Genomic DNA, 24,714 nt, shown 5'->3' on the forward strand with positions numbered 1-24,714 from the left:
GTCAATCGGCCCCAAGGCTCCGGGGCCGCGGCGGTCAATGTCGCGAGTCTCCCCGCTCAAATCGCAAGAGGAATAGCAGCATGTCCACTCTGAAAGAACTCCTGGCCCAGCGCGAGGCACTTGATCAACAGATCAGCCAAACCAAGGACCGCGAACGCAGCGAAGCGGTGGCCAAGGTGAAATCCCTGATGAGCGAATATGGCCTGACGGTGGCCGACCTCAGCACGCGCACGCCCAAGCCGGCCAAGGTGTCCAAGGTGGCCGCCAAGTATCGCAACCAGGCCACCGGTGAAACCTGGAGTGGCCGGGGCCTGCAGCCCAAATGGCTCAAGGCTGCCGTTGCAGGCGGTGCCAAGCTGACCGATTTCTCCGTCTGACCGGCAATTCCTGCAGGCCAATTGCCCGGCATACGCCGGCGATTTGACTGCGGGGTTTGAACAGATTCCCGCTGCCGGCGCCCGCTGGCGCGACCGACCAGGGCCATCCATCTACGGGATGGCCCTTTTCCTTTTTGGTGCAGGTCCCGCCTAAACTGCGCCATGCCTTTCGTCACGCTGCCAGCGACCCTGTGCCTGGGGTTTTCCCAGGGATCGTCGCGCCATGGCGGCGACGAGATTGCGGCGATGCCGGATTTTTGCCACCCATTCACCTGGCCAGCGCCCTGCGTGCGCGCGCTGACCCAGGTATCGGCCTGAGGCCCCGGCCATGGATCTGCATTCCGGCCACCCGGAATCCGACGAACACGCCCCAGACCTGAGCGTCCAGGCGCCGCCCTCCACGACCCTGCCACCTGGCCCGCGCCGCATCCATGACCGCCGCCGCGGCTGGCGCCGTCTGCGCCGCGTCGGCCTGGCCGCGCTGGCCGGCCTGGGGGGCGGCCTGGTTACCGCCTGGGGGCTCGCCGCCGATGCACTGCCGCCTCTGCTGCGCATTCCCCAGCCCGCTGCGGCCATGCCAGCGCAGGACCTGCTGGTGCCCATGCTGCTGGCGGCTCTGGGCCTGCTGACGCTATGGCGGCTGAGCGCCTGGGTGCTGCCGCTGGTCATGGCGGGCTTGCTGCTGGGCGCCGGGCTGCCCTTGCTGGCGCGCTCGCCCGCGGATCCGGCAGCAGCACTGGACCTGCTGATCTCGGCACCCGTGCTCACGGCGCTGGCCCTGCCCCTGCTCGCGATCGCTTTGAATCGCACGCTGATGCGCCGGCTGCGCCTGACGGGCCGGCTCACTGGTCGCCGCGAAGTCCTTCTTTTCGGCCTGCTGGGTGGACTGGCCGCACCGGTACTGGCTGGCCTGTTCGCACTGGCAGCCTCGATGGCCGCGGGGCTGACCCGGAGCGGCGCGCTTGGTGGCGCGCTGGAACTCGCGGCCGCCTGGGGCTTTGGGCTGCTCTGCGCCGGTACCTGCCTGCAGGCCAGCACCCAACGCCCGCGCCGCGGCGGCCGCTGGGCCGCCCGCATGCTGGCCACAGCGGCCGTTCTTGCCCAGGCGGCCCTGATCTGGCTGCCGGAGGCCGGCGCCGCGCTGCTGTTGCCACATCTGCTCCTCTGTCTGCATGCCCTGCAAGCCTCGCCTCGCGCCAATGCCATGCTGGGTGCCGGCCTGCTGGGTCTGTGGGCACTCAGCGCGCCGCCGGCCCTGCTCTCCTATGCCTTGGGCGCTGGCTTCGCCTTGCTGCCACTGGTCCATATCGCGCTGAGCCACCACCAGTTGCGCGACCGGGACGGCTGGCGCAGCGCCCTGGATGCCCAGGGCCTGGCCCTGGCCGAGTGGCGCCTGCCCGAGGGCCGCCGCCACGCGTCGGCGCGCTGGCAGGCCCTGACGACGCCCGTCGACGGCACCGCAGCCGGCACTGCGCCGCTGGACTGGGTACGCCTGGCTCACCCGCGCGACCGCGAACCGGTGCGCCGTGCGCTGCGCGAGCTGCTGGCCGACCCGCAGCTCAACCAACTGGGCGTGTCGCTGCGGCTGGCGGCCGACGGCGGCGACTGGCGCTGGCATGAGCTGCAGGCCCATGTCCCGCTGCGCGACCGCCAGGGCCGCGCGCGTGGCCTCATCGCAACGCTGGCGGATGTCAGCTGGCGCCACACGGCCGAGGAACGCGAGCGCATGTCGGCCACCCTCTTCCAGCAGGCCAGCGAGGGTCTGGCTGTCATCGACACGCAGTGGCGCGTCGTCGAGGTCAACTCAGCCTATTGCGACATCCTGCATGCACCGCGCGAGGCTCTCGTCGGCCGGCCGGCCACACCGCTGAGCATCGCCAATCTGCAGCGCAGTGGCCACGAGACCGTCGAGCTGCAGACAGCGCTGAATGATGGCCTGTCATGGAGCGGCCAGCTGCAGGCCGAGCTTGAGGACGGCGGCCGACACGTCTTCTCGGCCAAACTCAGCCCCGTGCCGGAGCCCGACGGCGTCAGCCCGAGGTGGCGGCTGCTCAGCCTGACCGACCTCGGCGAGAGCCTGCGCCAGCAGGACCTGCTGCGCCGCAGCCTGCGCTTTGACGTCGCCACCGGCCTGCCCAACCGCGACGAGTTCATGCGGCGGCTGCAGCTGGCCCTGGTCGCGGCCAACCGCGACGGCTTCAGGCTCATTGTCGGCCTCATCGACCTCGACGACTTCGCCCGCGTCAACGCGGAGCACGGCCAGCTTGTCGCGGATTCCGTGCTGCTTCAACTCAGTGGCCGATTGCAAGCCACATTGCGCGGCTCGCGTGGCGCCGCGCCAGATACCGCCGACCAGCTGGCCCGGCTGCATGGCGACGAGTTCGCCGTGCTGATGCGCGTGCAGACGCCCGAAGAGGCCCAGCGCGCCGCCGACCGCCTGCTGGCGGTGCTGTCCACGCCGGTCGCCATCCGCGAGAACCGTGTCGGCAGCGGCCTGGCCATTGAAATCGGCGCCAGCATGGGCGCCACCCTCTATCCCCAGGACGACGCCGACCCGGAAACGCTGCTGCGCCACGCCGGCCACGCCCTCTACCGCGCCAAACATGCAGGCCGCGGCGGCATCCAGTTCCATGACCCGACGCTGGACCAGCGCGATGAGGCCGGCATGATTGCCGTCGCGCGACTCCAACGCGCCCTGGACAGCAATGAACTGCTGCTGCACTACCAGCCGCAGATCGACCTGCGCAGCGGCCAGGTCATGGGTGTGGAAGCCCTGCTGCGCTGGCAGCACCCCGAGCGCGGCCTGCTCGCACCGGCGCATTTCCTGCCGCTGGTCGAGGCGACCGGCCTGGCCGTGCAGATCGGCGACTGGGTCATCGAGCAGGCCCTGGCGCAGGCGATGGCCTGGCTGCGCGCCGGTGTCAACGATGGCAAGGGTCTGCCGGTCAGCGTCAACGTCGGCGCCCGCCAGCTGCGCCGCCACGACTTCCCGCAGCGCCTGCAGGAACTCATCCAGCGCCAGTCGCCTGAGGTCGCCCATCTGCTGCACCTGGACGTGCTGGAGTCCGACGCACTGGTCGAGACGGTCGCCACCCAAGCCCTCATCCAGCGCTGCCTGAGCCTGGGCATTGGCATCGCGCTGGACGACTTCGGCGCCGGCTACTCGCGGCTCAGTTCACTCAAGCGTCTGCCTGTGGACACCCTCAAACTCGACCGTAGCTATGTGCAGGGCATGCTGGGCGATGCCCAGGACCTGTCGCTCGTCGAGAGCGTCATCGGCCTGGCGCGCAATATCGGTTGTGCCGTGCTGGCCAAGGGTGTCGAGAGCCGCGCCCATGCGCGCGAGCTGTTGCGCCTGGGCTGCCGCCTCGGCCAGGGCAACGGCATTGCCGCAGCCATGCCCGCTTCGGCGCTGCCCGTCTGGATGCAAACTTTCGGCAACAGCGACTGGATTGCGCAGTTGCGCAGCCCGTCCCAGGCCAATCTCTAAAATCCACGGGTGATCCCGCCCGGCTTTATTCAGGACCTGCTCTCCCGCGTCGACATCGTCGACGTGGTGGGTCGCCATGTCGAGCTCAAAAAGGCGGGCATCAACCACAAGGGTCTGTGCCCCTTCCATGGGGAAAAGTCGCCGAGCTTCATCGTCAGCCCGAGCCGCCAGACCTACCACTGCTTCGGCTGCGGCGTGCACGGCAATGCCATCGGCTTCCTGATGGAACACACCGCTGCGACCTTTGTCGAAGCGGTGGAGGACCTGGCCCAGCAGGTCGGCATGCAGGTGCCGCAGGACGAACGCAGCCCCGAACAGCGCGAGCGCGCCAAAGCCGACAAAGCCAGGCAGCAGAGCCTGACCGATGTGCTGGCCCGCGCGGCGGAGTTCTACAAGGCCCAGCTGCGCCAGGCGCCCCGGGCCGTCCAGTACCTGAAGGGCCGCGGCCTGACCGGCCAGATCGCAGCCCGCTTCGGCCTTGGCTATGCGCCCGAAGGCTGGCGTTCGCTGGCCAGCGGCTTCCCCTCATACGACGATCCGCAACTCGTCGAATCCGGCCTGGTGATTTCGCCCGACGTCGAGCCCGGCGAGGATGCCAAGCGCTACGACCGCTTCCGCGACCGCATCATGTTTCCCATCCGCAACGTGCAAGGCGAGGTCATCGGCTTCGGCGGCCGTGTGCTGGACAAGGGCGAGCCCAAATACCTGAACTCGCCCGAGACGCCCGTCTTCATCAAGGGCCGCGAACTCTACGGCCTCTACGAAGGCCGCCAGGCAATGCGCCAGCGCGGCCATGCCCTGGTCGTGGAAGGCTATATGGATGTCGTCGCCCTCGCTCAATACGGCATCGGCAATGCCGTTGCAACGCTGGGCACGGCTTGCACGGCCGAGCATGTGCACAAGCTCTTCCGGCATACGGACATGGTCGTTTTCAGCTTTGACGGCGACGCCGCTGGCCGCCGCGCTGCCGGCCGGGCGCTTGAAGCCGCCCTGCCCCACGCGACCGAAACCCACGCCGTCAAATTCCTGTTCCTGCCCACCGAGCACGACCCGGACTCCTATGTGCGTGAGCTAGGCGCGGAGGCTTTCGAACGCTGCATCGAGGGTGCCGTACCGCTGTCGCGCCAGCTCATCACGGTCGCCGCCGAGGGCTGCGACCTCGGCACACCCGAAGGCCGCGCCCGCATGTTGAACCAGGCCAAGCCCCTCTGGGCCCTGCTGCCGGAAGGTCTGTTGCGCCGCCAGCTGCTCGGCGAACTCGCCCGCCAGGGGCAGTTGCCCGAGGCCGAGCTGCAAGCGCTGTGGCTGGGCGCACCCGCACCTGCCGCGGGTGCCACCAAGGAGACGGCGGCACCCGCCGAAAAGCCGCGTTGGCAGCCCAAAGGTGAATGGAAGCCGAAGGGGGAATGGAAAGGCAAAGGCGACTGGAAGTCGCGCCGCGATGCCGAGCCTCGCCCCGCCGGTCCGCGGGTTACGCCGGCGACCGCCGCCGACCACGCCACCCGACTCTTGCTGCAGCACAGCGAGCTCTGGGACAGCCTGCCCGACGAGGACCGCGTCCTGCTGCACGACCTGCCCGGCGGCCATGGCGAACTCGTCCATTGGCTGGAGCGCCACCTGACCCACCACGGCGCCAGCCCCTGGGCCGTCGTCCAGGCTGGCCTGGCGGCGGAGGGCCATGCGGAGGCCGTGCATCGGCTGGTGCGCAGCGTGCAGGAACTGGGCATCGAGGAGTCCGACCCGGCTGGCGACCTCGCCAGCGCGATCACCGCGCTGCGGTCCCGAGCCCCTGCCGCATTGCCCGGCGGCAGCGGCGCCACCGACGAGGAACGGCGCCTGGCGCTGGAGGCGTTGGCCCGGTTGCGCGAGCGCCATGGCGTGCAAAGCTAGGGTTTACCTGTCACGGTTTTGCAATTCAGCCGCAAATGGCTGATAATCTTGCGTTTTCCGCGCGCGTCAACAAGAGTGACGGCAGAGAGATGCCGGCCCCGGCCACCCAGCGACACTGGGTAACCCATCAGGGTTTTAATGGCCAAAACATCCGCCAGCTCTGCATACCAAACGATCACGCCAGCTTGTTCGCGCCACGCCAGGGTCCCTCGATCACTCGCTGATTGATACCTTGACGACGAAAGCCACCGCCCCCTGCCCCGCCGGCTTGACGCCGAGCCCGGGTTGGCCGCGGTGGCTGCCGCATTTCTGAATTGACCGCGCAAATACGAAGGACCTGCATGACCGCCAAGAAGACCGCGCCCAAGGCCAGCCCCGCTCCTGCCGAAGAACTCAAGAAGAAGACGGCCGTGAAGGCCGCTGCCGAGGCGCCCGCCAAGACCGCGAAGGCGGCGGCCAAGCCTGCCACGAAGACGGCCAAGACCGCCGTGGCCGAAGAGGACAAGCCCAAGCGCGGCCGCAAACCCAAGGCGGCCACCGAGACCAAGAAGGTCGGCAGCAAGAAGGAAGCCGAGGACGAGGAAGACTTCTCCGACATCGAGGCCGAAATCGAAGGCGAAGAGGCCGAAGTCGTCGAGGAAGTGGCTGCGGTCGAGGAAGAAACGGTCAAGGCCAAGCCCTTGCGCATGAAGGTCAGCCGCGCCAAGGAGCGCGCGCTGATGCGTGAATTCGGCCTGGAAGAGACCGCGCTGACGGAAGAAGAAGCCGTCAAGCGCCGCTCCGAGCTGAAGACCCTCATCAAGATGGGCAAGACGCGTGGCTTCCTGACACACCAGGAGATCAACGACCACTTGCCCGAGAAGCTGGTCAGCGAGGAAATCCTCGAGGCCATCATCTCCATGCTCAACGACATGGGCATCGCGGTCTACGAGCAGGCGCCCGACGCCGCCACGCTGCTGATCCAGGGCAACACCACGGCCACGTCGACTGAGGAAGAGGCCGAAGAAGCCGCCGAAGCCGCGCTGTCGACGGTGGACTCCGAGTTCGGCCGCACGACCGACCCGGTGCGCATGTACATGCGCGAGATGGGTACGGTCGAACTGCTGACCCGTGAAGGCGAAATCGAGATCGCCAAGCGCATCGAAGGCGGCCTGCAGGCCATGATGCTGGCCATCTCGGCCTCGCCGACCACCATCGCCCACATCCTCGAGTTCGCCACCAAGATCCGCGCTGGCGAGATGCAGATCTCCGACGTCGTCGACGGCTTCGTGGCCGAGGACGAGGCCGACGACTACGTGGCCGAGGAAGACTTCGACGAGTTCGACGAGGAAGACGACGACGACGGCAACGGCGGCTCCAAGGCGCTGACCAAGAAGCTCGAAGAGCTGAAGAACGCCGCGCTGGTCAAGCTCGACTCGATGTCCGCTGCCTTCGACAAGATGCGCAAGGCCTTCGAGAAGGACGGCTACAAGTCGATCCCGTACAACAAGGCCCAGCAGGCCATCAGCCAGGAGCTGATGACCATCCGCTTCACGGTCAAGACGATCGAGAAGCTGTGCGACATCCTGCGCAGCCAAGTCGACGACGTGCGCCGCTATGAACGCGAGCTGCGCAAGATCGTGGTGGACAAGTGCGGCATGCCGCAAGAGCACTTCATCAAGACCTTCCCGCCCAACGCACTGAACCTGAAGTGGGCCGAGAAGGAAGTCGCCGCCGGCAAGCCGTACAGCATCATCCTGAGCCGCAACCTGCCGCCGGTGCAGGAGCTGCAGCAGAAGTTGACGGACATCCAGGCCAAGGCCGTGGTGCCGCTGGACGACCTCAAGGACATCAACAAGAAGATGAACGAGGGCGAGAAGGCCTCTCGTGACGCGAAGAAGGAAATGATCGAGGCCAATCTGCGCCTCGTGATCTCCATCGCCAAGAAGTACACCAACCGCGGCCTGCAGTTCCTGGACCTGATCCAGGAAGGCAATATCGGCCTGATGAAGGCGGTGGACAAGTTCGAATATCGCCGCGGCTACAAGTTCTCGACCTATGCCACGTGGTGGATCCGCCAGGCCATCACGAGGAGCATTGCCGACCAGGCCCGCACCATCCGCATCCCGGTTCACATGATCGAGACGATCAACAAGATGAACCGCATCTCGCGCCAGCACTTGCAGGAGTTCGGCTATGAGCCGGACGCCCCGACGCTGGCCGAGAAGATGGAGATCCCGGAAGACAAGATCCGCAAGATCATGAAGATCGCCAAGGAGCCGATCTCCATGGAAACGCCGATCGGCGACGACGACGACAGCCACCTGGGCGATTTCATCGAGGACACCAACAACACGGCGCCCATCGAAGCGGCCATGCAGGCCGGCCTGCGCGACGTGGTGAAGGACATCCTCGACTCGCTGACGCCGCGCGAAGCCAAGGTGCTGCGCATGCGCTTCGGCATCGAGATGCAGAGCGACCACACGCTGGAAGAAGTCGGCAAGCAGTTCGACGTGACGCGTGAGCGCATCCGCCAGATCGAGGCCAAGGCGATTCGCAAGCTGAAGCACCCGAGCCGCAGCGACAAGTTGCGTACCTACCTCGACAACCTCTAATCGCTGTATTCGCAACAAAGGCCGGCCTGTCCGGCCTTTCTTACGTCGATAAACTGCCCCCATGACCGCGATCCGCGAGCGCACCGTCCTTTTTGCCGACCTGCGCGGCAGCACCGGGCTGTACGAGGCCCTCGGGAATGCCGAAGCCAGTGGCATGGTCACCCAGACAGTCGGCCAGATCAGCGAAGCCGTGCTGGAAAGCGGCGGCCAGCTGATCAAGACTCTGGGCGATGGCCTGATGGCCGCCTTCGATACGCCGCGCGATGGCGTGCGTGCCGCCCAGCGCATGCAGGAAATGCTCGAACGCACCGTGCAACGCGCGCGCCGCCAGAGCAACCCGCCCATGCTGGCCATGCGGCTGCAAGTGGCGCTGGCGCGTGGCGAGGTCGTCGAGCTCAACGGCGACTGCTTCGGTGACGCCGTCAACGTCGCCGCCCGCCTCATCGACCATGCCGGCGACGGCGAGATCCTCATCACCGCCGAGGTGCTGACGGGCCTGCACCATGCGTCCAAGGGGCGCTTTCGCAGCCTGGACCGCATCTCGGTGCGCGGCCGCGTCGAGCCTGTACACGTCTACCGCATGGACGCAGCGCCCTTGGTCAGCGCCGACGACACCGCCACCCAGTTCGGCGAGCCGATGCGCTCGACCGAGCCGGACGGCATGCGCCTGATCTGGCAGGACCTGGACCGCGTCTTCGACATCGGTGCCATGCCCATCGTGCTGGGCCGCAGCGTGCAGGCCACCTATTGCATCACCGACGCCCGCGTGTCGCGCTCACATGCCCGCATCGACTGGCAAGGCAGCAGCTTCGAGCTGACCGACCTGTCCTATAACGGCACGTATGTGCGCTTCGGTGATTCGGGCGAGCTGCTGAGCCTCAAGCGCGGCAGCTGCACGCTGCACGGCAGTGGCGTCATCGGCCTGGGCGGCATGCCCACGGACGAGCAGTCGCCCATCGTGCGCTTCGAGGTGCTGCACTTCTACGACACCGAGCCCCAGCCCTTCGGCGGCCCTCGCTCCAGGCGCTGACTCATGGCCTTTCTTCCCGAACCGCCGCAGCGCCACGGCGTCGCGCCCGCTGGCCCGGATGTGGCCGTGCTGCTGTGCAATCTCGGCACACCCGACGCGCCCGATGCCCCTGCCCTGCGCCGCTACCTCGCCCAGTTCCTGGCCGACCCGCGCGTTGTCGAGATCCCCAGGCTGATCTGGCTGGCCATCCTGCACGGCATCATCCTGCGCGTGCGGCCGGCCAAGTCAGCGGCCAAGTACGCAACGGTATGGACGCCCGAGGGCTCGCCGCTCAAGGTCTGGACAACAAAGCAGGCCAAGCTGCTGCAAGGCGCATTGGGCGGCCGCGCGCGCGTCGCTTTCGCGATGCGTTATGGCCAGCCTGCCATTGCCGCCACGCTCGACGCCCTCAAGCGCGAAGGCGTGCGCCGCGTGTTGGTGCTGCCCGCCTACCCGCAGTACTCGGGCGCGACCACCGCCAGCGTCATCGACGACGTCGCCCGCTGGGCGCTGCGGACCCGTCACCTGCCCGAGCTGCGCTTCATCAACCGCTATCACGATGAGCTGGGCTACATCGCCGCCCTGGCCCAGACCGTGCGCGAGCACTGGCAGCGCGAGGGCCGTGGCGACAAGCTGGTCATGAGCTTTCACGGCATGCCCGAGCGCACCCTGCACCTCGGCGATCCTTACCACTGCGAATGCCTGAAGACCGGCCGCCTGCTGGCCGAGGCGCTGGGGCTGCGAGACGGTGAATGGCTGGTCACCTTCCAGAGCCGCTTCGGCAAGGCCAAGTGGCTGGAGCCCTACACCGAGCCCACGCTGGTCAAGCTGGCCAAGGGCGGCCTCAAGTCCGCCGACGTCATCTGCCCCGGCTTCGCGGTCGACTGCCTGGAGACGCTGGAAGAGATTGCCCAGGAAGCCCGCGCCGCCTTCCTGGCCGCCGGTGGCCAACGCTTTGCCTACATCCCCTGCCTGAACGACCACCCGGCCGGCATCCGCGCCCTGGCCAAGCTGGCCGAGCGCCACCTGCAGGGCTGGGCCGGTGAAGCCCCGCATCCCGACACCCTGGCCCTGCAGCGCCAGCGCGCGCTGGCGGCAGGCGCCAAGAACTAGCGGCGCCGCCGCCGCACCACGCCGGCCAGCACTGCCAGCCCGGCCAGCGCCATCACGCCGGCGCCCGGCTCGGGCACGGCGGCCGCCGTGAACACCGCCCCGTCATTGGCGCTGAAGCTGAAGCTGGTGAACTGGTAGGCATCGGCCCGGGCACTGAAGCTCGCCCCGGCGAAGGCCTGATGGCCCAGACCCTGGCCGCCCGAGGTCTGGAAGAAGGTGTCGACGTTGAAGCCGCCGCTGGCCTGGAAGGCATTCGGATCGGTATTGCCCAGGAAGCGGAACTCCACGCTCAGATGGCTCAGGTCGAGGGCCGTGCCATTGCCGAACACGACGCTGTCGGTGCGCCAGCCACCACTGCCGTCAGCCTGCACCTCCATGATGAGGCGGCTGCCGGCCGCGGCCGTGAAACTGCCGTCGATGCGCATCTGGCCAGGCGAGTTGCCCGGACTAAAGATGCCGTAGTTGGTCACCGCGCCGATGATGGTGCCGTTGCCGCCGAGGAAGCCGTTGGTGCCGATGACGATGGTGTTCGCGGTCAGCGTGCTGTTGTTGACCACCAACGTGCCCGTGCCGCCATCCACCGAGCCGCCGGCGGTCCGGTTGCGGCCGACGCCGATCCAGTTAGCGCTGACGCTGGAGCCCTCGCTGATCAGCAGCGTGCCGTCCGACCCGCCGAGGCGGCCGACGAAGATGCCGCCCCCGGCCACGTCCACGCTGCTGCCGCCCTTGACGCGCATCAGCCCGGTGCCTTCGCGCCCGATGGTCATCGCGCTCTGGCCCGGTGCGGCCTGGATGCTGATGCTGGAAGCGCCCGACAGCGTCAGAGTGCCGTCGCCGCCCGGGCCCACGCTGGTGCCGCCGAGGTTGAGCGATGCCCCCGCGCTGCCCGCGTTGACCAGCGTCACATGGCTGCCGTTGGTGATCGTCGCCACGCCCGTGCCATCAGAGCGGCCGATGGACAGGAAAGCGCCCGACAAGGTGCTGCCGGTCTGCTGGCCGCTGAAGCTCAGGCTGGCATGGTCCACGCTGAGCACGCCCACGCCGCCGGAGCGGCCCACGTTCATGCCGATGGCGCTGACCAGCGCGTTGTCCGCCACCGTCAGCTGGCCGAAGCTCTGAGGGCCGTGGCCGACGCCGATATAGCTGTCGGTACCGATCAGGCGTATTTCGGAGCCCGCGCCGGTCACCACGGCCACGCCACGGCCACCGGGCTGGGTGTCGCTGGTGCCGCCTATGTAGAGGCTGGTGCTGCGCGAGTTGGTCGCGGTGGACACCGCCTGGCCGTCCAGGATCAGCTGGCCGCCCGCGCTGATGTTCAGGAAGCCTGAGCCGTCGCGGCCCACGCGCATGATGGGATTGAAGGCCTCGCCGGCGCCTCCCCCCGGCAGCACCGAAGCGGCCGAGATGGAGACGACGGAGCCGGCGCCGCTGATGTTCAGCGTGCCGGACGAAGCCGCCTCACGACCGAGGTTGAGCGCCGTGCCCGAGGGCTGGGCCGTGGTGGCGACGAGATCGATGCGGCCGCCGTTGCTGACCGTGACCCGCCCCGTGCCATTGCGCCCGACATCCAGCACCGGGCCGGTCAGGACGCCGTTGGCGGCGGCCGAGCCCAGGCCGTCGATGCGCAGCTGCGAGCCCGCGCCGTCTACCTGCAGCTCGCCATGCCCGCCGTCCCGGCCGATGGCCACGTAGAACAGGCCGCTCACCTGGCCGCCGTCCTGCAACTGCAGCAGGCCGGTGGCGTTGTTGCGCCCCACCTGCAGATAGCCAGCGTCACCGCTATAGACGACGGCCGAGCCGGCGCCGGCCACGCGCATGTCGCCCCGCCCGCCGGTCGAGCCCACGTTGATGCCGTTGTAGATGCCGGCGCGGCCCTGGATCTGCACCTGCCCGCCGCCGGTCACGTCCAGCGTGCCCCAGGCATTGGCGTGCTCGGCGAGGTTGATGAAGGCAGACCCGTTGCCCAGCGTCGGGCCGGTCACTCGCCATATCGAGCCGACGCCGTCGACGACGACCGAGGCAAAGCTGCGCTCGCTCCCCAGCGGGCTGGAGCCGCCCGGCGCGACGCCGATCGAGCCGCCGTCGGTCGTCAGCAGGCCGCCCGCCAGCACCTCGACGCGTCCGCGCGTGATGCCACCCGGCGTGCCGAAGGTGAAGGTTTCGATCGGCGGGCGGAACACTGCCAGCCCGCCGACGACGAAGGCGCGCAGGAAGCTCGCGCTGGAGCCGGCGCCGGTGACGGTCAGCGTCGCGTCGCTGCCGGCGGCATTGCCGATGAAGTTGTGGCACCACTGCGGGCCCAGCAGGCATCGGGCGCTGTCGGCGCGCGCGTCCAGCGTGGCGCCGTCGGCGATGGTCAGCGACCCCTGGCCCCAGGCGCCGAGCTCCAGCCGGTTGGTGCTGCCGTTGCCATTGATCGTCAGCAGCGAGCCGGCGCCAGTGACCAGGCCCGTCGCGATGCCCGTGCCGCCGTCGGCGAAGCGCACCGAGGCTGCACTCAGGCGCGAGCCACCATTGACGAGCAGCTGCGCCGTGCCGTTGCCGCCCAGCCCCAGCGTGTTGCCGCCCAGGTTGGTATCGCCCGGTCCGGGCGCCGTGAAAGTCGGGTAGACGCTGTAGGCCCCCGTCACGATCACATCCGCCGTCGCCGCCCCGCAGGCCAGCATCGCCGCCACCGCCGTTGCACGGCCCACCCACGCACGCTTTTTCATTGCGAACCTCCCCCAAGCAGCGCCCCTATCGGGCTGCGCAACGCTACCGGCGGGCTTGGCGACAATCATCCCTAAACCTGAGGACCTTTTTCGCCCGTGCCCGATTCCCCGACTTCGATGCGCCTGGACAAATGGCTCTGGGCCGCGCGCTTCTACAAGACCCGCGCCCTTGCCGTCGACGAGATCAATCTCGGCCGCGTGCGCGTGGGCGGCCAGCCGGTCAAGCCGGCGCGCGACGTGAAGGTCGGCGACCTGCTCAGCATCCGCATCGGCACGCTGAGCCGCGAGGTCGAAGTCCTGGGCCTGTCCAACCTGCGTGGCCCGGCGCCGCAAGCCCAGGCCCTGTACGCCGAAACCCAGGCCAGCATCACCGCCCGGGAGGCGGCCGCCGAGGCGCGCCGCCTGGCGCCGGAACCGGCCGACACGATCATGCAAGGTCGTCCGACAAAGCAGGACCGGCGCCGCTTGGCAGACTGGGACCGATGGTCCGTCTCGCTGGATGATGAAGATCCGGGTTGACCCGGATAATCCGTTTTGAATCTCCCCTCTTGAAACCAGGGCATCGCGCCCCATGTCGACGCGATCCCCTCCTTTTCTGCCATGACGACCGAAAACCCCCTGCCCGAAGACGCAGCCGGCGCCGCCGAGCCCACGGCCGCCGAGCTGAACCCCGAAATCAAGATTGCCGAGCTGGAAGGGCGCCTCGCCGAAATGAGCGACGCTTATCTGCGTGCCAAGGCCGAGACCGAGAACGCCCGCCGCCGCGCGGATGAGGACGTGGCCAAGGCCCGCAAGTTCGCCGTCGAAGCCTTCGCCGAGGCCATGCTGCCGGTGATGGACAGCCTGGAGGCGGCCATCGCCACGCCCAGCGCCAGCGTCGACACGGTGCTGGAAGGCGTGCACGCCACGCGACGCCAGCTGTCCAGCGCGCTGGAGCGCAACAAGGTCGTGGAGATCAACCCCGGCCAAGGCGCCAAGTTCGACCCGCACCAGCACCAGGCTATCTCCGTAGTGCCGGCACCGACCCAGGACGCCAACACGGTCGTCGCGGTGCTGCAGAAGGGCTTCCTGATCGCCGACCGCGTGCTGCGGCCGGCCTTGGTGACCGTGTCGGCGCCTCGCTAAGGACCTGGGGACAGACCTTGGCGCGAAGCGACATGCTCTGTCCCCACTAATTCACAGCCTGCCGCCCTTGAAGGACGGCGAGTTATCCACAAATCGAATACATCCAACAAATCTTCAGGAGTTCCAAATGGGAAAGATCATCGGCATTGACCTGGGCACCACGAATTCGTGCGTGGCCGTCATGGAAGGCAACACCACGCGCGTCATCGAGAACGCCGAAGGCGCCCGCACCACGCCGTCCATCATTGCCTACCAGGAAGACGGCGAGATCCTCGTCGGCGCCTCCGCCAAGCGTCAGTCGGTCACCAACCCGAAGAACACGCTGTATGCCGTCAAGCGCCTGATCGGCCGCAAGTTCGCCGAGAAGGAAGTGCAGAAGGACATCGACCTGATGCCCTACACCATCGCCGCCGCCGACAACGGCGACGCCTGGGTGGAAGTGCGCGGCAAGAAGTTCGCGCCTCCCCAGGTCTCGGCCGAAGTGCTGCGCAAGATGAAGAAGACGGCCGAGGACTACCTCGGCGAGGAAGTGACCGAAGCCGTCATCACGGTGCCGGCCTACTTCAATGACGCCCAGCGCCAAGCCACCAAGGACGCCGGCCGCATCGCCGGCCTGGACGTCAAGCGCATCATCAACGAGCCCACCGCCGCGGCCCTGGCCTTCGGCCTGGACAAGCACGGCAAGGGCGACCGCAAGATCGCCGTCTATGACCTCGGCGGCGGCACCTTCGACGTGTCCATCATCGAGATCGCCGACGTCGATGGCGAGATGCAGTTCGAAGTGCTGTCGACCAACGGCGACACCTTCCTGGGCGGCGAGGACTTCGACCAGCGCATCATCGATTTCATCGTCACCGAGTTCAAGAAGGAACAAGGCGTCGACCTGACCAAGGACGTGCTGGCCCTGCAGCGCCTGAAGGAAGCCGCCGAGAAGGCCAAGATCGAGCTGTCCAACTCGTCGCAGACCGACGTCAACCTGCCCTACATCACGGCAGATGCGACCGGTCCGAAGCACCTGAACGTCAAGCTGACCCGCGCCAAGCTGGAGTCGCTGGTGGACGAGCTGATCGAACGCACGATTGCGCCTTGCCGCACCGCGGTGAAGGACGCTGGCGTTGCGCTGACCGACATCGACGACGTCATCCTCGTCGGCGGCATGACCCGCATGCCCAAGGTGCAGGACAAGGTCAAGGAGTTCTTCGGCAAGGAACCGCGCCGTGACGTGAACCCCGACGAGGCCGTGGCCGTCGGTGCCGCCATCCAGGGCCAGGTCCTGGGCGGCGAGCGCAAGGACGTGCTGCTGCTGGACGTCACCCCGCTTAGCCTGGGCATCGAGACCCTGGGCGGCGTGATGACGAAGATGATCAAGAAGAACACGACCATCCCGACCAAGTTCGCGCAGACCTTCTCCACCGCCGACGACAACCAGCCAGCCGTGACCATCAAGGTCTACCAGGGCGAGCGTGAACTGGCGCAAGGCAACAAGAGCCTGGGCGAGTTCAACCTGGAAGGCATCCCGCCGTCGCCGCGCGGCACGCCGCAGATCGAGGTCAGCTTCGACATCGACGCCAACGGCATCCTGCACGTCGGCGCCAAGGACAAGGGCACCGGCAAGGAAAACAAGATCACCATCAAGGCGAACTCGGGCCTGAGCGAGGCCGAGATCGAGAAGATGGTGAAGGATGCCGAAGCCAACGCGGCCGAGGACAAGAAGAAGGTCGAACTCGTGCAGGCCCGCAACCAGGCCGACGGCATGGTGCACAGCGTGCGCAAGTCGGTCACCGAGCATGGCGACAAGCTCGAAGCGGCCGAGAAGGAAGCGATCGAAGCCGCGGCGAAGGACCTGGAAGAAGCCATCAAGGGCGACGACCAGGCCGACATCGAGGCCAAGACCGAGAAGCTGATGACGGCCAGCCAGAAGCTGGGCGAAAAGATCTACGCTGACCAACAAGGCGCGCAGGCCGCTGCGGCAGCGGCCACAGGCGCCGGTGGTGCTGAACAGCCCCAGGCCGCACCGCAAGGTGAAGCCAAGCGCCCGGCCGACGACAACGTCGTGGACGCCGAGTTCAAGGAAGTCAAGGACAGCAAGTAAGTCCCGCATGACCCCTGGCCCGGGACCGCGACAAGCGTGCCCGGGCCTTTGCCCTTGAAAGAAGACGATGGCGTCCAAGCGCGATTACTACGAAATCCTCGGCGTCGCCAAAAACGCGACCGAGGAAGACATCAAGAAGGCCTACCGCAAGCTGGCCATGAAGCACCACCCCGACCGCAACCAGGGCGACGGGGCGAAGAAGTCCGAGGAAAGCTTCAAGGAGGCCAAGGAGGCCTACGAGATGCTGTCCGACGCGCAAAAGCGCGCGGCCTATGACCAGTACGGCCATGCCGGCGTCGACCCCAACATGGGCGCCGGCCGCGGCGGCCCGGGCGCGGAAGGCTTTGGCGGCTTTGCCGAGGCCTTCGGCGACATCTTTGGCGACATCTTTGGCGGCCAAGGCGGCCAGCGCCGTGGTGCGGGCGGCGGCCAGCAGGTCTACCGCGGCAGTGACCTCAGCTACGCGATGGAGATCACGCTCGAGGAAGCCGCCCGCGGCAAGGAAACGCAGATCCGCATTCCCAGTTGGGAAGGCTGCGAGACCTGTGGCGGCACCGGCGCCAAGCCTGGCACCAGCGCCAAGACCTGCGGGTCATGTCAGGGCTCGGGCACGGTGCACATGCGCCAAGGCTTCTTCAGCATCCAGCAGACCTGCCCGCACTGCCACGGCAGCGGCAAGATCATTCCCGACCCCTGCACCACCTGCAACGGCCAGGGCAAGGTCAAGAAGCAGAAGACGCTGGAAGTGAAGATCCCAGCCGGCATCAACGAGGGCATGCGCATCCGCTCGGCGGGCAATGGCGAGCCGGGCGTGAATGGCGGCCCCAGCGGCGACCTCTACATCGAGATCCGCATCAAGCAGCACGAGATCTTCGAGCGCGATGGCGATGACCTGCATTGCACGATGCCGGTGTCCATGATCACCGCCGCCCTGGGCGGCAACATCGAAGTCCCCACGCTCGGCGGCAAGGCGGAGATCGAACTGCCCGAAGGCACCCAGCACGGCAAGACCTTCCGGCTGCGTGGCAAGGGTATCAAGGGCGTGCGTTCGAGCTATCCGGGCGACCTGTACTGCCACATCGCCATCGAGACGCCGGTCAAGCTGACCGAGCATCAGAAGAAGCTGCTCAAGGAGCTCGATGAGTCGCTGAAGAAAGGGGGCGAGCGCCACTCGCCCAACGCCAAGAGCTGGACGGATCGGGTCAAGGACCTGTTCAAGTAAGCGAGCACCAAACCGGTCAGAGCCGCGGCTTCCGCAAGGAGCCGCGGCTTTTTTACGCCTGTCACGCGCAGCCCGCCTGCGTCGTAAATCACGCCGCGCACCAAAAGAGCGAGTAAACGAGATCTCCCGACTTGACTCATAAACCCTAAAGTCCGTCGACTGTCACCCCAATGACTCATAAGTGACTTCTTCTGCGCGTCTCCCGATCAAAATCCACGGCCCGGCGCCGGGGCGGGAGGCCGCATGTTCCTGATGGACCAGACCATCCAGACGGCGTCGGCGTTGATCATCGACAGCAACGCCAACTCACGCAGCCTGATGTCGGCGCAGTTGCGCGACCTGGGTGTCGGCACCGTGCGCCAGACGCCACGCGTGAAGGATGCGCGGGTGATGCTGGAGCATCAGACGTTTGACATCGTGCTGTGCGACTACCACTTCGACAGCAGCGACACCTCGGGCCAGGACCTGCTCGACGAACTCCGTCGTGAAGGCCTGCTGCCCTATTCCACGGTCTTCGTCATGGTGACGAGCGAGGCCACGTACGCCAAGGTGGCCGAGGCCGCTGAAGCCGCGCTCGACGCCTACCTCATCAAGCCCTACACCAGCGCCAACCTCGCCGAGCGCCTGGCCAGTGCGCGCCACCGCAAGCGCGTGCTCAAGGGCATCTTCGAGGCCATCGAGAACCAGGACTTCGAGACCGCTGCCAACCTCTGCCTGGCGCGCTTCGATGCCAAGGACAAGTACTGGCTCTATGCCGCGCGCATCGGTGCCGAGTTGCTGCTGCGGCTGAAGCGCTTCGACGACGCGCGCACGCTGTACGAGGCCATCATCGCTGCCAAGACCGTGCCCTGGGCGCGACTGGGCGTGGCGCGTACCGAGGTGGCCAGCGGCAATTTGCAGGCCGCGCGCCGCACGCTGGAAAACCTCACCGGCGACCTGCCCGACTACGCCGACTCGCATGACCTGATGGGCCATGTGCAGATGGAACAGGGCGACCTCGCCCAGGCACTCAAGACCTATCAGACCGCCGCGACGCTGACGCCCGGCTGCCTGCTGCGCCTGCAGCGCTGCGGCTCACTGGGTTTTTACGCCGGCCAGCGCGCCGAGGCGCTGAAGATGCTGGAGCGCGCCATGTCCCAGGGCCTGCGCTCCAAGCTCTTCGACATGCTCAGCCTCGTGCTGATCGGCCTGATGCGCTTTGACGCGAAGGACCACAAGGGCTTCAAGTACACCCACGACGCGCTGGCCGCCGCGCTGGAACGCGCGCCGGGCTCCATCCGGCTGCAGCGCTTTGACCTGGTCTTGCGCGGCCTGGCCTTCCTGCTGGAGCGCCGTGTCGGCCAGGCCCTGGTCATGGCACGCGAGGTCACCGAGCATGCCCAGAGCGGCAACTTCGACCTCGAGGCGGCCTCGCTGCTGACGGCGCTGTGGATACGCTTGTCCAGCCAGGAGGTCGAGCTTGAAGAGATGATGCCCATTCTGCGCGGCCTGGGCACGCGCTACTGCTCGGCCAAGGCCAGCACCGAGATCCTCGTGTCCATGTCCGAAGGCCACCAGGGCGCGGCCGAGCAGTTCCGCGATTGTCACCAGCAGATCTTCAATGTCGCCGAGACGGCCATGCGCCACTCGCTGCGCGGCAGTGCCAAGGTGGCCGTCGAGCTGCTGATCCAGCAGGGCGAGGCCACGCGCAACGCCAAGCTCATCGACATGGCCGGCCTGGTGCTGAAACGCCATGCCGAGAAGATCGAAGGCGCTTCAAGCCTTGCCGAACAGATCGACGACCTGCACGGGCGCTATGTGAAGCCCATGGGCGGCGGGCCAGGCAAGGCGCGGGCCGCGGGCGGCGTCACGCTGCGCGCGGCGACGGCCGAAATCGCCGCTTGAGCTGACCCGGCGCTGTCGGCCACGTATCACCCGAGACGCCAGCCCGCGCGGGGCCGCGAGAATGCGTCGCCGCCTCTTTCCGCCTCTTTCCGCCTCCTGATGCCTTTGCTCAAGCGCCTGCTGGCCTGGTTCCAGCCCGACACCTCGCGTCCCCTCACCCAGGCCTGGCTGGCCGCCCTGTGGATGGGGTTGCTGGCCAATTGGCCGCTGTGGCAGCAACTGCACGGCATGGCCGATGTGCGCCCCTTCTTCATCCTTGCCTTTGCCGGCATGGTCACCGCCGCGACCGGCGCGCTGCTGAGCCTGCTGGCCTGGCCGCGCTTCATCAAGGGCCTGCTCGTCGTGCTGCTGCTGAGCGCCGGCGCGCTGGCCCACTTCATCGGCAGCTACGGCATCGTCTTCGACCCCACCATGGTCACGAACATGGTGCAGACCGACGTGCGCGAAACGCGCGACCTGCTGAGCTGGCGGCTGCTCGTCAGCATCGGACTGCTGGGCGCCCTGCCCGCCTGGTGGTTGCTGCGCCGGCCCACCGCGCCGCGGCAGGCCCTGCCAAAGCGCCTGGGCGGCAACGTCGTCGCCTTTGGCCTCGGCCTCGTCGCGATGGTGCTGCTGGCGTTGAGCGTGTTTGCCGATCTGTCATCGACGATGCGCAACTACAAGACCATCCGCTACATGGTCACGCCGCTGAACGCGGTCTATTCGATCAGCAGTGCCGCGCTGCGCCGCCAGGCCGCACCCAGCGGCCCGCCCGCCGTCATCGGCGTCGACGCCCGGCTGCTGCCGCGCGCGGAAGGGGCCAGGCCGCCGTTGCTGCTGTTCGTCGTCGGCGAGACGGCGCGCTCCATGAACTTCAGCCTGAACGGCTACGCACGGCAAACGAACCCGGAGCTGGCCAAGCTGCCAAGCTCAAATCTGATCAGCCTGCGCCAGGTCACCTCCTGTGGCACCGCCACGGCGGCCTCCCTGCCCTGCATGTTTTCGCCGCTGGGCCGCGAGGCTTTTGGCGACGTGAAGGGTACGCAGGAAAACCTGCTCGACGTGCTGCAACGCGCCGGCCTGGCCGTGCTGTGGCTGGACAACCAGAGCGGCTGCAAAGGCCTTTGCGACCGCGTGCCCAACAGCTCAACAGCCAAGCTGCCTGAAGGCGCGGCTCCGCTGCCGGCGGGCCTGTGCGATGGCGAAGAATGCTTCGACGAAGCTTTGCTGCATGAGTTGGACAAACGCATCGCGGCGCTGGATCCGGCGCGTGTGAAGCGTGGCCTCGTCCTCGTCATGCACCAGATGGGCAGTCACGGCCCGGCCTACTTCAAGCGCTCACCGCCCGACCTCAAGCCCTTCCAGCCCGAGTGCAAGAGCAACGCGCTGCAGCAGTGCCCGCGCGAGCAGGTCGTCAATGGCTATGACAACACCCTGGTGACGACCGACCGGCTGCTGGCGCGCAGCATCGCCTGGCTGCAGGCGCAACAAGCCTTCGATGTGGGCATGCTCTACGTCTCTGACCACGGCGAGTCGCTGGGCGAGAACGGCCTCTATCTGCACGGCATGCCCTATGCCATGGCGCCGGCCGAGCAAACGCATGTGCCCATGGTGCTGTGGGTGCCCGAGGGTGGAGGGCTGGCTGCGTCGCTGAAGCCCGGCTGCCTGCAAGGCCTGCGCGACAAGCCCGCCTCGCACGACAACCTCTTCCACACCGCGATGGGTTGGGTGGGCGCTCGGTCGGACGTCTACAAGGCCGATTGGGATTTGCTCGCCGGCTGCCGGCGCTAGAACAGGCTCCCCTGCGCTGACGGTTTGCGTGGCGGTGTGAACAGCGCCAGTTGCACCGGCCGCCGCTTGTTGCGCAGGCCCAGCTTGTGGACGGCCCGCTGGAAGCGCGCCTGCAGCAGCTGAGCCCACACGCCTTCGCCGGTAAAGCGCGTGCCGAAGCGAGCGTCGTTGTCTTTGCCGCCGCGCATGTCGCGGATGCGCGCCATGACACGCTCGGCGCGGTCGGGGAAGTGGCGCTGCAGCCAGTCCTGAAACAGCGGATTCACCTCCCAGGGCAGGCGCACCGGGATGCTGAACGCCGAACTCGCCCCGGCCGCAGCAGCGGCTTCGAGGATGCGTTCCAGCTCGGGCTCGTTGATGAAGGGAATGATGGGCGACACGCTGACGCCCACGGGCACGCCAGCCTCGGCCAGTGCCTGGATGGTGCGCAGCCGCCGCGCGGGTGCCGCAGCGCGTGGCTCGAGGATGCGGGCGAGGTCGTTGTCCAGCGTCGTCACCGACAGATAGACCGACACCAGGCCCTGGGCGGCCATCGGCGCGATCAGGTCCAGGTCGCGCTCGATGCCGCTGCTCTTGGTGACGACCGAGAACGGGTGGCTGCACTCCGCCAGCACCTCGACGATGCGGCGCGTGATGCCCAGCTTGCGTTCAACCGGTTGGTAAGCATCGGTGGCCGTGCCCAGCACCAGCGACTTGGGCACGTACTTGGCACCGGCCAGCGTTTCACGCAGACGCTCGGCCGCATTGACCTTGGCCACGATGCGGGTCTCGAAGTCCAGCCCCGGCGACAGATTCAGATAGCTGTGCGTGGGCCGCGCAAAGCAGTAGATGCAGCCGTGCTCGCAGCCTCGATACGGGTTGATGGAGTAGTCGAAGGAGATGTCGGGCGACTGGTTGCTGGTGACGATCTTCTTGGCGTGCTCTTCGATGATCTGCGTGGCCACCGGCACATGCTCTTCGCCGGCCTCCTGGTCCAGCGAACCCCAGCCGTCGTCGTACTGCTCACGCTCGCGCTGCTCGAAGCGATGGGGCATGGCGGTGGCCGTGCCACGGCCCTTGATGGAGTCGATCGGGACGAGGGCCGGCTGGGCGGCGGCAATGCGGGTGGGAGCAGGCGACATACTGTAAATATATACAGTATTTTGACGATATTCCAGGCAAACCCCGCGCCTCCTCGGGATGGTGGCGTGACACGCCTTGCGTAGAGTCCGCCCGATGCCCCATCCACTTGCGCGGCCCTGGCCGCTGTTGCTTCTTGCCCTGGCCGCGACCTGCGGCGCCGCCTCACCCCTGCCGACCCCGGGGCACTACCGCATCGATGGCGAAGCCACCATGCGCAGCGGCAGCGGCCCCCTGTTGGTCGAACGCGTCGAGCGCTGGGACGGCAGCAACGGCAACCGCTTCATCACCACGCGGGCCGACGGCCGCTCCCACCAACAGACCTATGCCGGCACCGAGCCGGTGACCTGGTGCGTGCCGGCTGCCTCGGTGCCGCCCAACCAGTTGCCCGACCGCTGCAAGACACGCTGGTGGCCGGCACAGGGCGGCACCCTGCTGCAGGCCGAGTGCCAGGCCGGCCGGCTGCAGGAGCAATGGAAGCAGCTCGACGCCAAGACCTGGGAGCGGCAGATGCGCCTCACGCTCGCGCCGGGAGGCGGTGGCAGCGACCCCGCGGCTGCTCTGGCCATGGTCGAGCGGGGCCTGTCGCCAGCCGAGGCCGCCAAAGCCCGCGCGGCGATCGCGGCCCTGCCCTCGGCCCAGGGCCGGGCCGCCGCGATGGCGCCGGTCTACGAAAAGATCGAGGCCACCATCCGCAACGGCAAGCCGGAGGAAGCAGCCGCCGCGCGCCAGCAACTGGCCGCCCTGCAAGCCGCCCAAGGCGGCAGTGGCGTGACGTGGACGACGACGCTGACCGAGCGCTGGACACTCACCGGCGATCACTGCAAGCCGGGCTCCTGAAACGCAGCCGCGACCGCGAGAACGCGGCCGAGATAATCCGCCCGCTTTCCCCTTGGCGACTTTTGCCCTTTTGGCAGGTGCCCTCGTCCGCCCAATGCCTCTCGAAGCGATTCCCGGCACCCCCGCCCGACTGCGCGATCAGCGCGACTACATGCGCCTGCTGGGGGCCCGCGTGACCGGCGGCGCAGCCAACCAGATGCTGATGGTGGCCCTGGGCTGGCAGATGTACGACCTCACCTCCAGCGCCTGGGACCTGGGCCTGGTCGGCCTCGCGCAATTCCTGCCTGCCCTGCTGCTCACCTTGCCGGCCGGCCATGTCGTGGATCAGCACGACCGGCGCCTGCTGCTGGCCGCCAGCCTGGGCCTGCAACTCGTTGCCGCGGCCTGCCTGGCGCTGTCCAGCGCCAGTGGCTGGGTGGGGCCGAACATGATCCTGATGCTGTCCGTGCTGCTGGGCTGCGCCCGCGCACTGCAGATGCCATCGCAGCAGGCCCTGATGCCGACGCTTGTGCCCCCCATGCTGCTGCCCCGTGCCGTGGCGGCGGCCAGCTCGTCGATGCAGGTGGCCATCATTGCGGGCCCGGCCCTGGGCGGCGTGCTCTATGCGCTCGGGCCCTGGGCGACGGGTGCTGCCGCGCGCGGCGATGCGGCGCATTGGGGCGCGGCCATCGTCTACGGCGTCTCGCTGCTGTTGCTCGCCGCGGCGATAGCCAGCGTGTTGACGATCCGCCATCGCGCTGCGCCGTTGCGCCGTGCGGCCCCCGACCTGGCGCAGCTGACGGCCGGCATCCGTTTCATCTGGCAGAGGCCCGTCTTGCTCGGTGCAATCTCGCTGGACCTGTTCGCCGTGCTGCTCGGCGGTGCCACGGCCCTGCTGCCCATCTTCGCGCGCGACATCCTGCACACCGGCCCCGAGGGGCTGGGCCTGCTGCGCTCGGCCCCGGCCCTGGGCGCCGTCGTCGTCGGCGTCTGGCTGGCCCGCCACCCCATCGCACACCGCGCCGGCCACTGGCTGCTCGGCGCCGTGGCGGTGTTCGGCTTGACGATGATCGCGTTTGCGCTGACGACCTCCTTCCTGGTCGCCTTCGCCGTGCTGGCCGTCAGCGGTGCGGCCGACATGTTCAGCGTCGTCATCCGCCAGTCCCTGGTGCAGCTCGAGACGCCGGACGAGATGCGCGGCCGCGTCGGCGCCGTGAATTCGGTCTTCATCGGCGCGAGCAACCAGTTGGGCGAGTTCGAGTCCGGCGCAACGGCGGCCCTGCTTGGCCCGGTCGGCTCAGTGCTGCTCGGCGGCATCGGCACGGTGGCCATCGTCGCGCTTTGGTTCAAGGTCTTCCCGGCGCTGGCACGGCGAGACAGCCTGCAACCCGAGTCGCGCGAAACGTTGGTGCGTTGATCGCGCCGACTACGCGTAGGCCACGACCTACATCTCCACGCGGCCTCGGCGAGATGGCTGGCCCACGCGCCGGCGACTAGAT

16 protein-coding genes are annotated in these 24,714 nt (G+C 67.8%); 14 read left to right on the forward strand and 2 right to left on the reverse strand.

What is annotated here, in order from left to right:
• Positions 1–80: 80 nt before the first annotated feature.
• The 6 genes from ASC91_RS14975 to hemH all read left to right on the forward strand — a co-directional run bounded on the left by ASC91_RS14975 (position 81) and on the right by hemH (position 10,473).
• On the forward strand, positions 81–377 hold the full coding sequence (locus tag ASC91_RS14975) for an H-NS family nucleoid-associated regulatory protein (RefSeq protein WP_056198055.1): 297 nt from the start codon (positions 81–83) through the stop codon (positions 375–377).
• A gap of 328 nt (positions 378–705) precedes the next feature.
• A complete protein-coding gene (locus ASC91_RS14980) occupies positions 706–3,867 on the forward strand; it encodes a bifunctional diguanylate cyclase/phosphodiesterase (RefSeq protein ID WP_056198057.1) in 3,162 nt (1,053 codons plus the stop codon).
• Positions 3,868–3,876: 9 nt separating this feature from the next.
• Positions 3,877–5,757 (forward strand): DNA primase, encoded by a 1,881-nt coding sequence (gene dnaG / locus ASC91_RS14985; RefSeq protein ID WP_056198060.1) that lies wholly within the window; start codon positions 3,877–3,879, stop codon positions 5,755–5,757.
• Positions 5,758–6,098: 341 nt separating this feature from the next.
• A complete protein-coding gene (gene rpoD, locus ASC91_RS14990; RefSeq protein ID WP_056198062.1) occupies positions 6,099–8,351 on the forward strand; it encodes an RNA polymerase sigma factor RpoD in 2,253 nt (750 codons plus the stop codon).
• 61 nt (positions 8,352–8,412) lie between these two features.
• Positions 8,413–9,381 carry an adenylate/guanylate cyclase domain-containing protein gene (locus ASC91_RS14995; RefSeq protein WP_056198063.1) on the forward strand — a complete coding sequence of 323 codons (969 nt, stop codon included), beginning with the start codon at positions 8,413–8,415 and terminating at the stop codon, positions 9,379–9,381.
• 3 nt (positions 9,382–9,384) lie between these two features.
• Positions 9,385–10,473, forward strand: coding sequence for a ferrochelatase (gene hemH, locus ASC91_RS15000; RefSeq protein WP_056198065.1), 1,089 nt, complete (start codon positions 9,385–9,387; stop codon positions 10,471–10,473).
• On the opposite strand, the gene ASC91_RS15005 is transcribed toward hemH, so the two are convergent.
• Positions 10,470–13,184, reverse strand: a complete 2,715-nt coding sequence (locus tag ASC91_RS15005; protein WP_157281640.1) for a PEP-CTERM sorting domain-containing protein — start codon at positions 13,182–13,184, stop codon at positions 10,470–10,472. The two genes, hemH and ASC91_RS15005, sit on opposite strands and share 4 nt — an antisense overlap.
• A gap of 117 nt (positions 13,185–13,301) precedes the next feature.
• On the opposite strand from ASC91_RS15005, the gene ASC91_RS15010 reads away from it, so the two are divergent.
• The 6 genes from ASC91_RS15010 (at position 13,302) to ASC91_RS15035 (ending at position 21,277) form a co-directional block, all read left to right on the forward strand.
• Positions 13,302–13,703, forward strand: coding sequence for an RNA-binding S4 domain-containing protein (locus ASC91_RS15010; protein ID WP_056198069.1), 402 nt, complete (start codon positions 13,302–13,304; stop codon positions 13,701–13,703).
• Positions 13,704–13,784: 81 nt separating this feature from the next.
• Positions 13,785–14,309 (forward strand): nucleotide exchange factor GrpE, encoded by a 525-nt coding sequence (gene grpE, locus ASC91_RS15015; protein ID WP_056198072.1) that lies wholly within the window; start codon positions 13,785–13,787, stop codon positions 14,307–14,309.
• Between the two features lie 127 nt (positions 14,310–14,436).
• Complete coding sequence (dnaK, locus tag ASC91_RS15020; RefSeq protein WP_056198074.1) at positions 14,437–16,401, forward strand: molecular chaperone DnaK; 1,965 nt, start codon at positions 14,437–14,439, stop codon at positions 16,399–16,401.
• Positions 16,402–16,468: 67 nt separating this feature from the next.
• Entirely contained in the window at positions 16,469–17,623 is a 1,155-nt protein-coding gene (gene dnaJ, locus ASC91_RS15025; RefSeq protein WP_056198076.1) for a molecular chaperone DnaJ, read from the forward strand.
• Positions 17,624–17,866: 243 nt separating this feature from the next.
• On the forward strand, positions 17,867–19,507 hold the full coding sequence (locus ASC91_RS15030) for a response regulator (RefSeq protein ID WP_082532698.1): 1,641 nt from the start codon (positions 17,867–17,869) through the stop codon (positions 19,505–19,507).
• Positions 19,508–19,606: 99 nt separating this feature from the next.
• Positions 19,607–21,277, forward strand: coding sequence for a phosphoethanolamine transferase (locus ASC91_RS15035; RefSeq protein WP_056198077.1), 1,671 nt, complete (start codon positions 19,607–19,609; stop codon positions 21,275–21,277).
• Here the strand turns inward: ASC91_RS15035 and ASC91_RS15040 are convergent.
• On the reverse strand, positions 21,274–22,398 hold the full coding sequence (locus tag ASC91_RS15040) for a PA0069 family radical SAM protein (protein ID WP_056198078.1): 1,125 nt from the start codon (positions 22,396–22,398) through the stop codon (positions 21,274–21,276). The two genes, ASC91_RS15035 and ASC91_RS15040, sit on opposite strands and share 4 nt — an antisense overlap.
• Before the next feature lie 94 nt (positions 22,399–22,492).
• On the opposite strand from ASC91_RS15040, the gene ASC91_RS15045 reads away from it, so the two are divergent.
• On the forward strand, positions 22,493–23,236 hold the full coding sequence (locus ASC91_RS15045; protein ID WP_056198080.1) for a hypothetical protein: 744 nt from the start codon (positions 22,493–22,495) through the stop codon (positions 23,234–23,236).
• A gap of 94 nt (positions 23,237–23,330) precedes the next feature.
• A complete protein-coding gene (locus tag ASC91_RS15050) occupies positions 23,331–24,632 on the forward strand; it encodes an MFS transporter (protein WP_235531991.1) in 1,302 nt (433 codons plus the stop codon).
• Positions 24,633–24,714 lie beyond the last annotated feature (82 nt).

This window comes from Pelomonas sp. Root1237, from assembly GCF_001425055.1.
Taxonomy (GTDB): domain Bacteria; phylum Pseudomonadota; class Gammaproteobacteria; order Burkholderiales; family Burkholderiaceae_C; genus Pelomonas.

Bases quoted from the DNA above. Each gene is read 5' to 3' on its own strand.
- ASC91_RS15035 (WP_056198077.1), top strand. From the start codon at position 19,607: ATGCCTTTGCTCAAGCGCCTGCTGGCCTGGTTCCAGCCCGACACCTCG.
- ASC91_RS15045 (WP_056198080.1), top strand. From the start codon at position 22,493: ATGCCCCATCCACTTGCGCGGCCCTGGCCGCTGTTGCTTCTTGCCCTG.
- ASC91_RS15005 (WP_157281640.1), bottom strand. From the start codon at position 13,184: ATGAAAAAGCGTGCGTGGGTGGGCCGTGCAACGGCGGTGGCGGCGATG.
- ASC91_RS15030 (WP_082532698.1), top strand. From the start codon at position 17,867: ATGTTCCTGATGGACCAGACCATCCAGACGGCGTCGGCGTTGATCATC.
- ASC91_RS14995 (WP_056198063.1), top strand. From the start codon at position 8,413: ATGACCGCGATCCGCGAGCGCACCGTCCTTTTTGCCGACCTGCGCGGC.
- ASC91_RS15050 (WP_235531991.1), top strand. From the start codon at position 23,331: ATGCCTCTCGAAGCGATTCCCGGCACCCCCGCCCGACTGCGCGATCAG.
- dnaJ (WP_056198076.1), top strand. From the start codon at position 16,469: ATGGCGTCCAAGCGCGATTACTACGAAATCCTCGGCGTCGCCAAAAAC.
- hemH (WP_056198065.1), top strand. From the start codon at position 9,385: ATGGCCTTTCTTCCCGAACCGCCGCAGCGCCACGGCGTCGCGCCCGCT.
- rpoD (WP_056198062.1), top strand. From the start codon at position 6,099: ATGACCGCCAAGAAGACCGCGCCCAAGGCCAGCCCCGCTCCTGCCGAA.
- ASC91_RS15040 (WP_056198078.1), bottom strand. From the start codon at position 22,398: ATGTCGCCTGCTCCCACCCGCATTGCCGCCGCCCAGCCGGCCCTCGTC.
- ASC91_RS14975 (WP_056198055.1), top strand. From the start codon at position 81: ATGTCCACTCTGAAAGAACTCCTGGCCCAGCGCGAGGCACTTGATCAA.
- ASC91_RS15010 (WP_056198069.1), top strand. From the start codon at position 13,302: ATGCGCCTGGACAAATGGCTCTGGGCCGCGCGCTTCTACAAGACCCGC.
- grpE (WP_056198072.1), top strand. From the start codon at position 13,785: ATGACGACCGAAAACCCCCTGCCCGAAGACGCAGCCGGCGCCGCCGAG.
- ASC91_RS14980 (WP_056198057.1), top strand. From the start codon at position 706: ATGGATCTGCATTCCGGCCACCCGGAATCCGACGAACACGCCCCAGAC.
- dnaK (WP_056198074.1), top strand. From the start codon at position 14,437: ATGGGAAAGATCATCGGCATTGACCTGGGCACCACGAATTCGTGCGTG.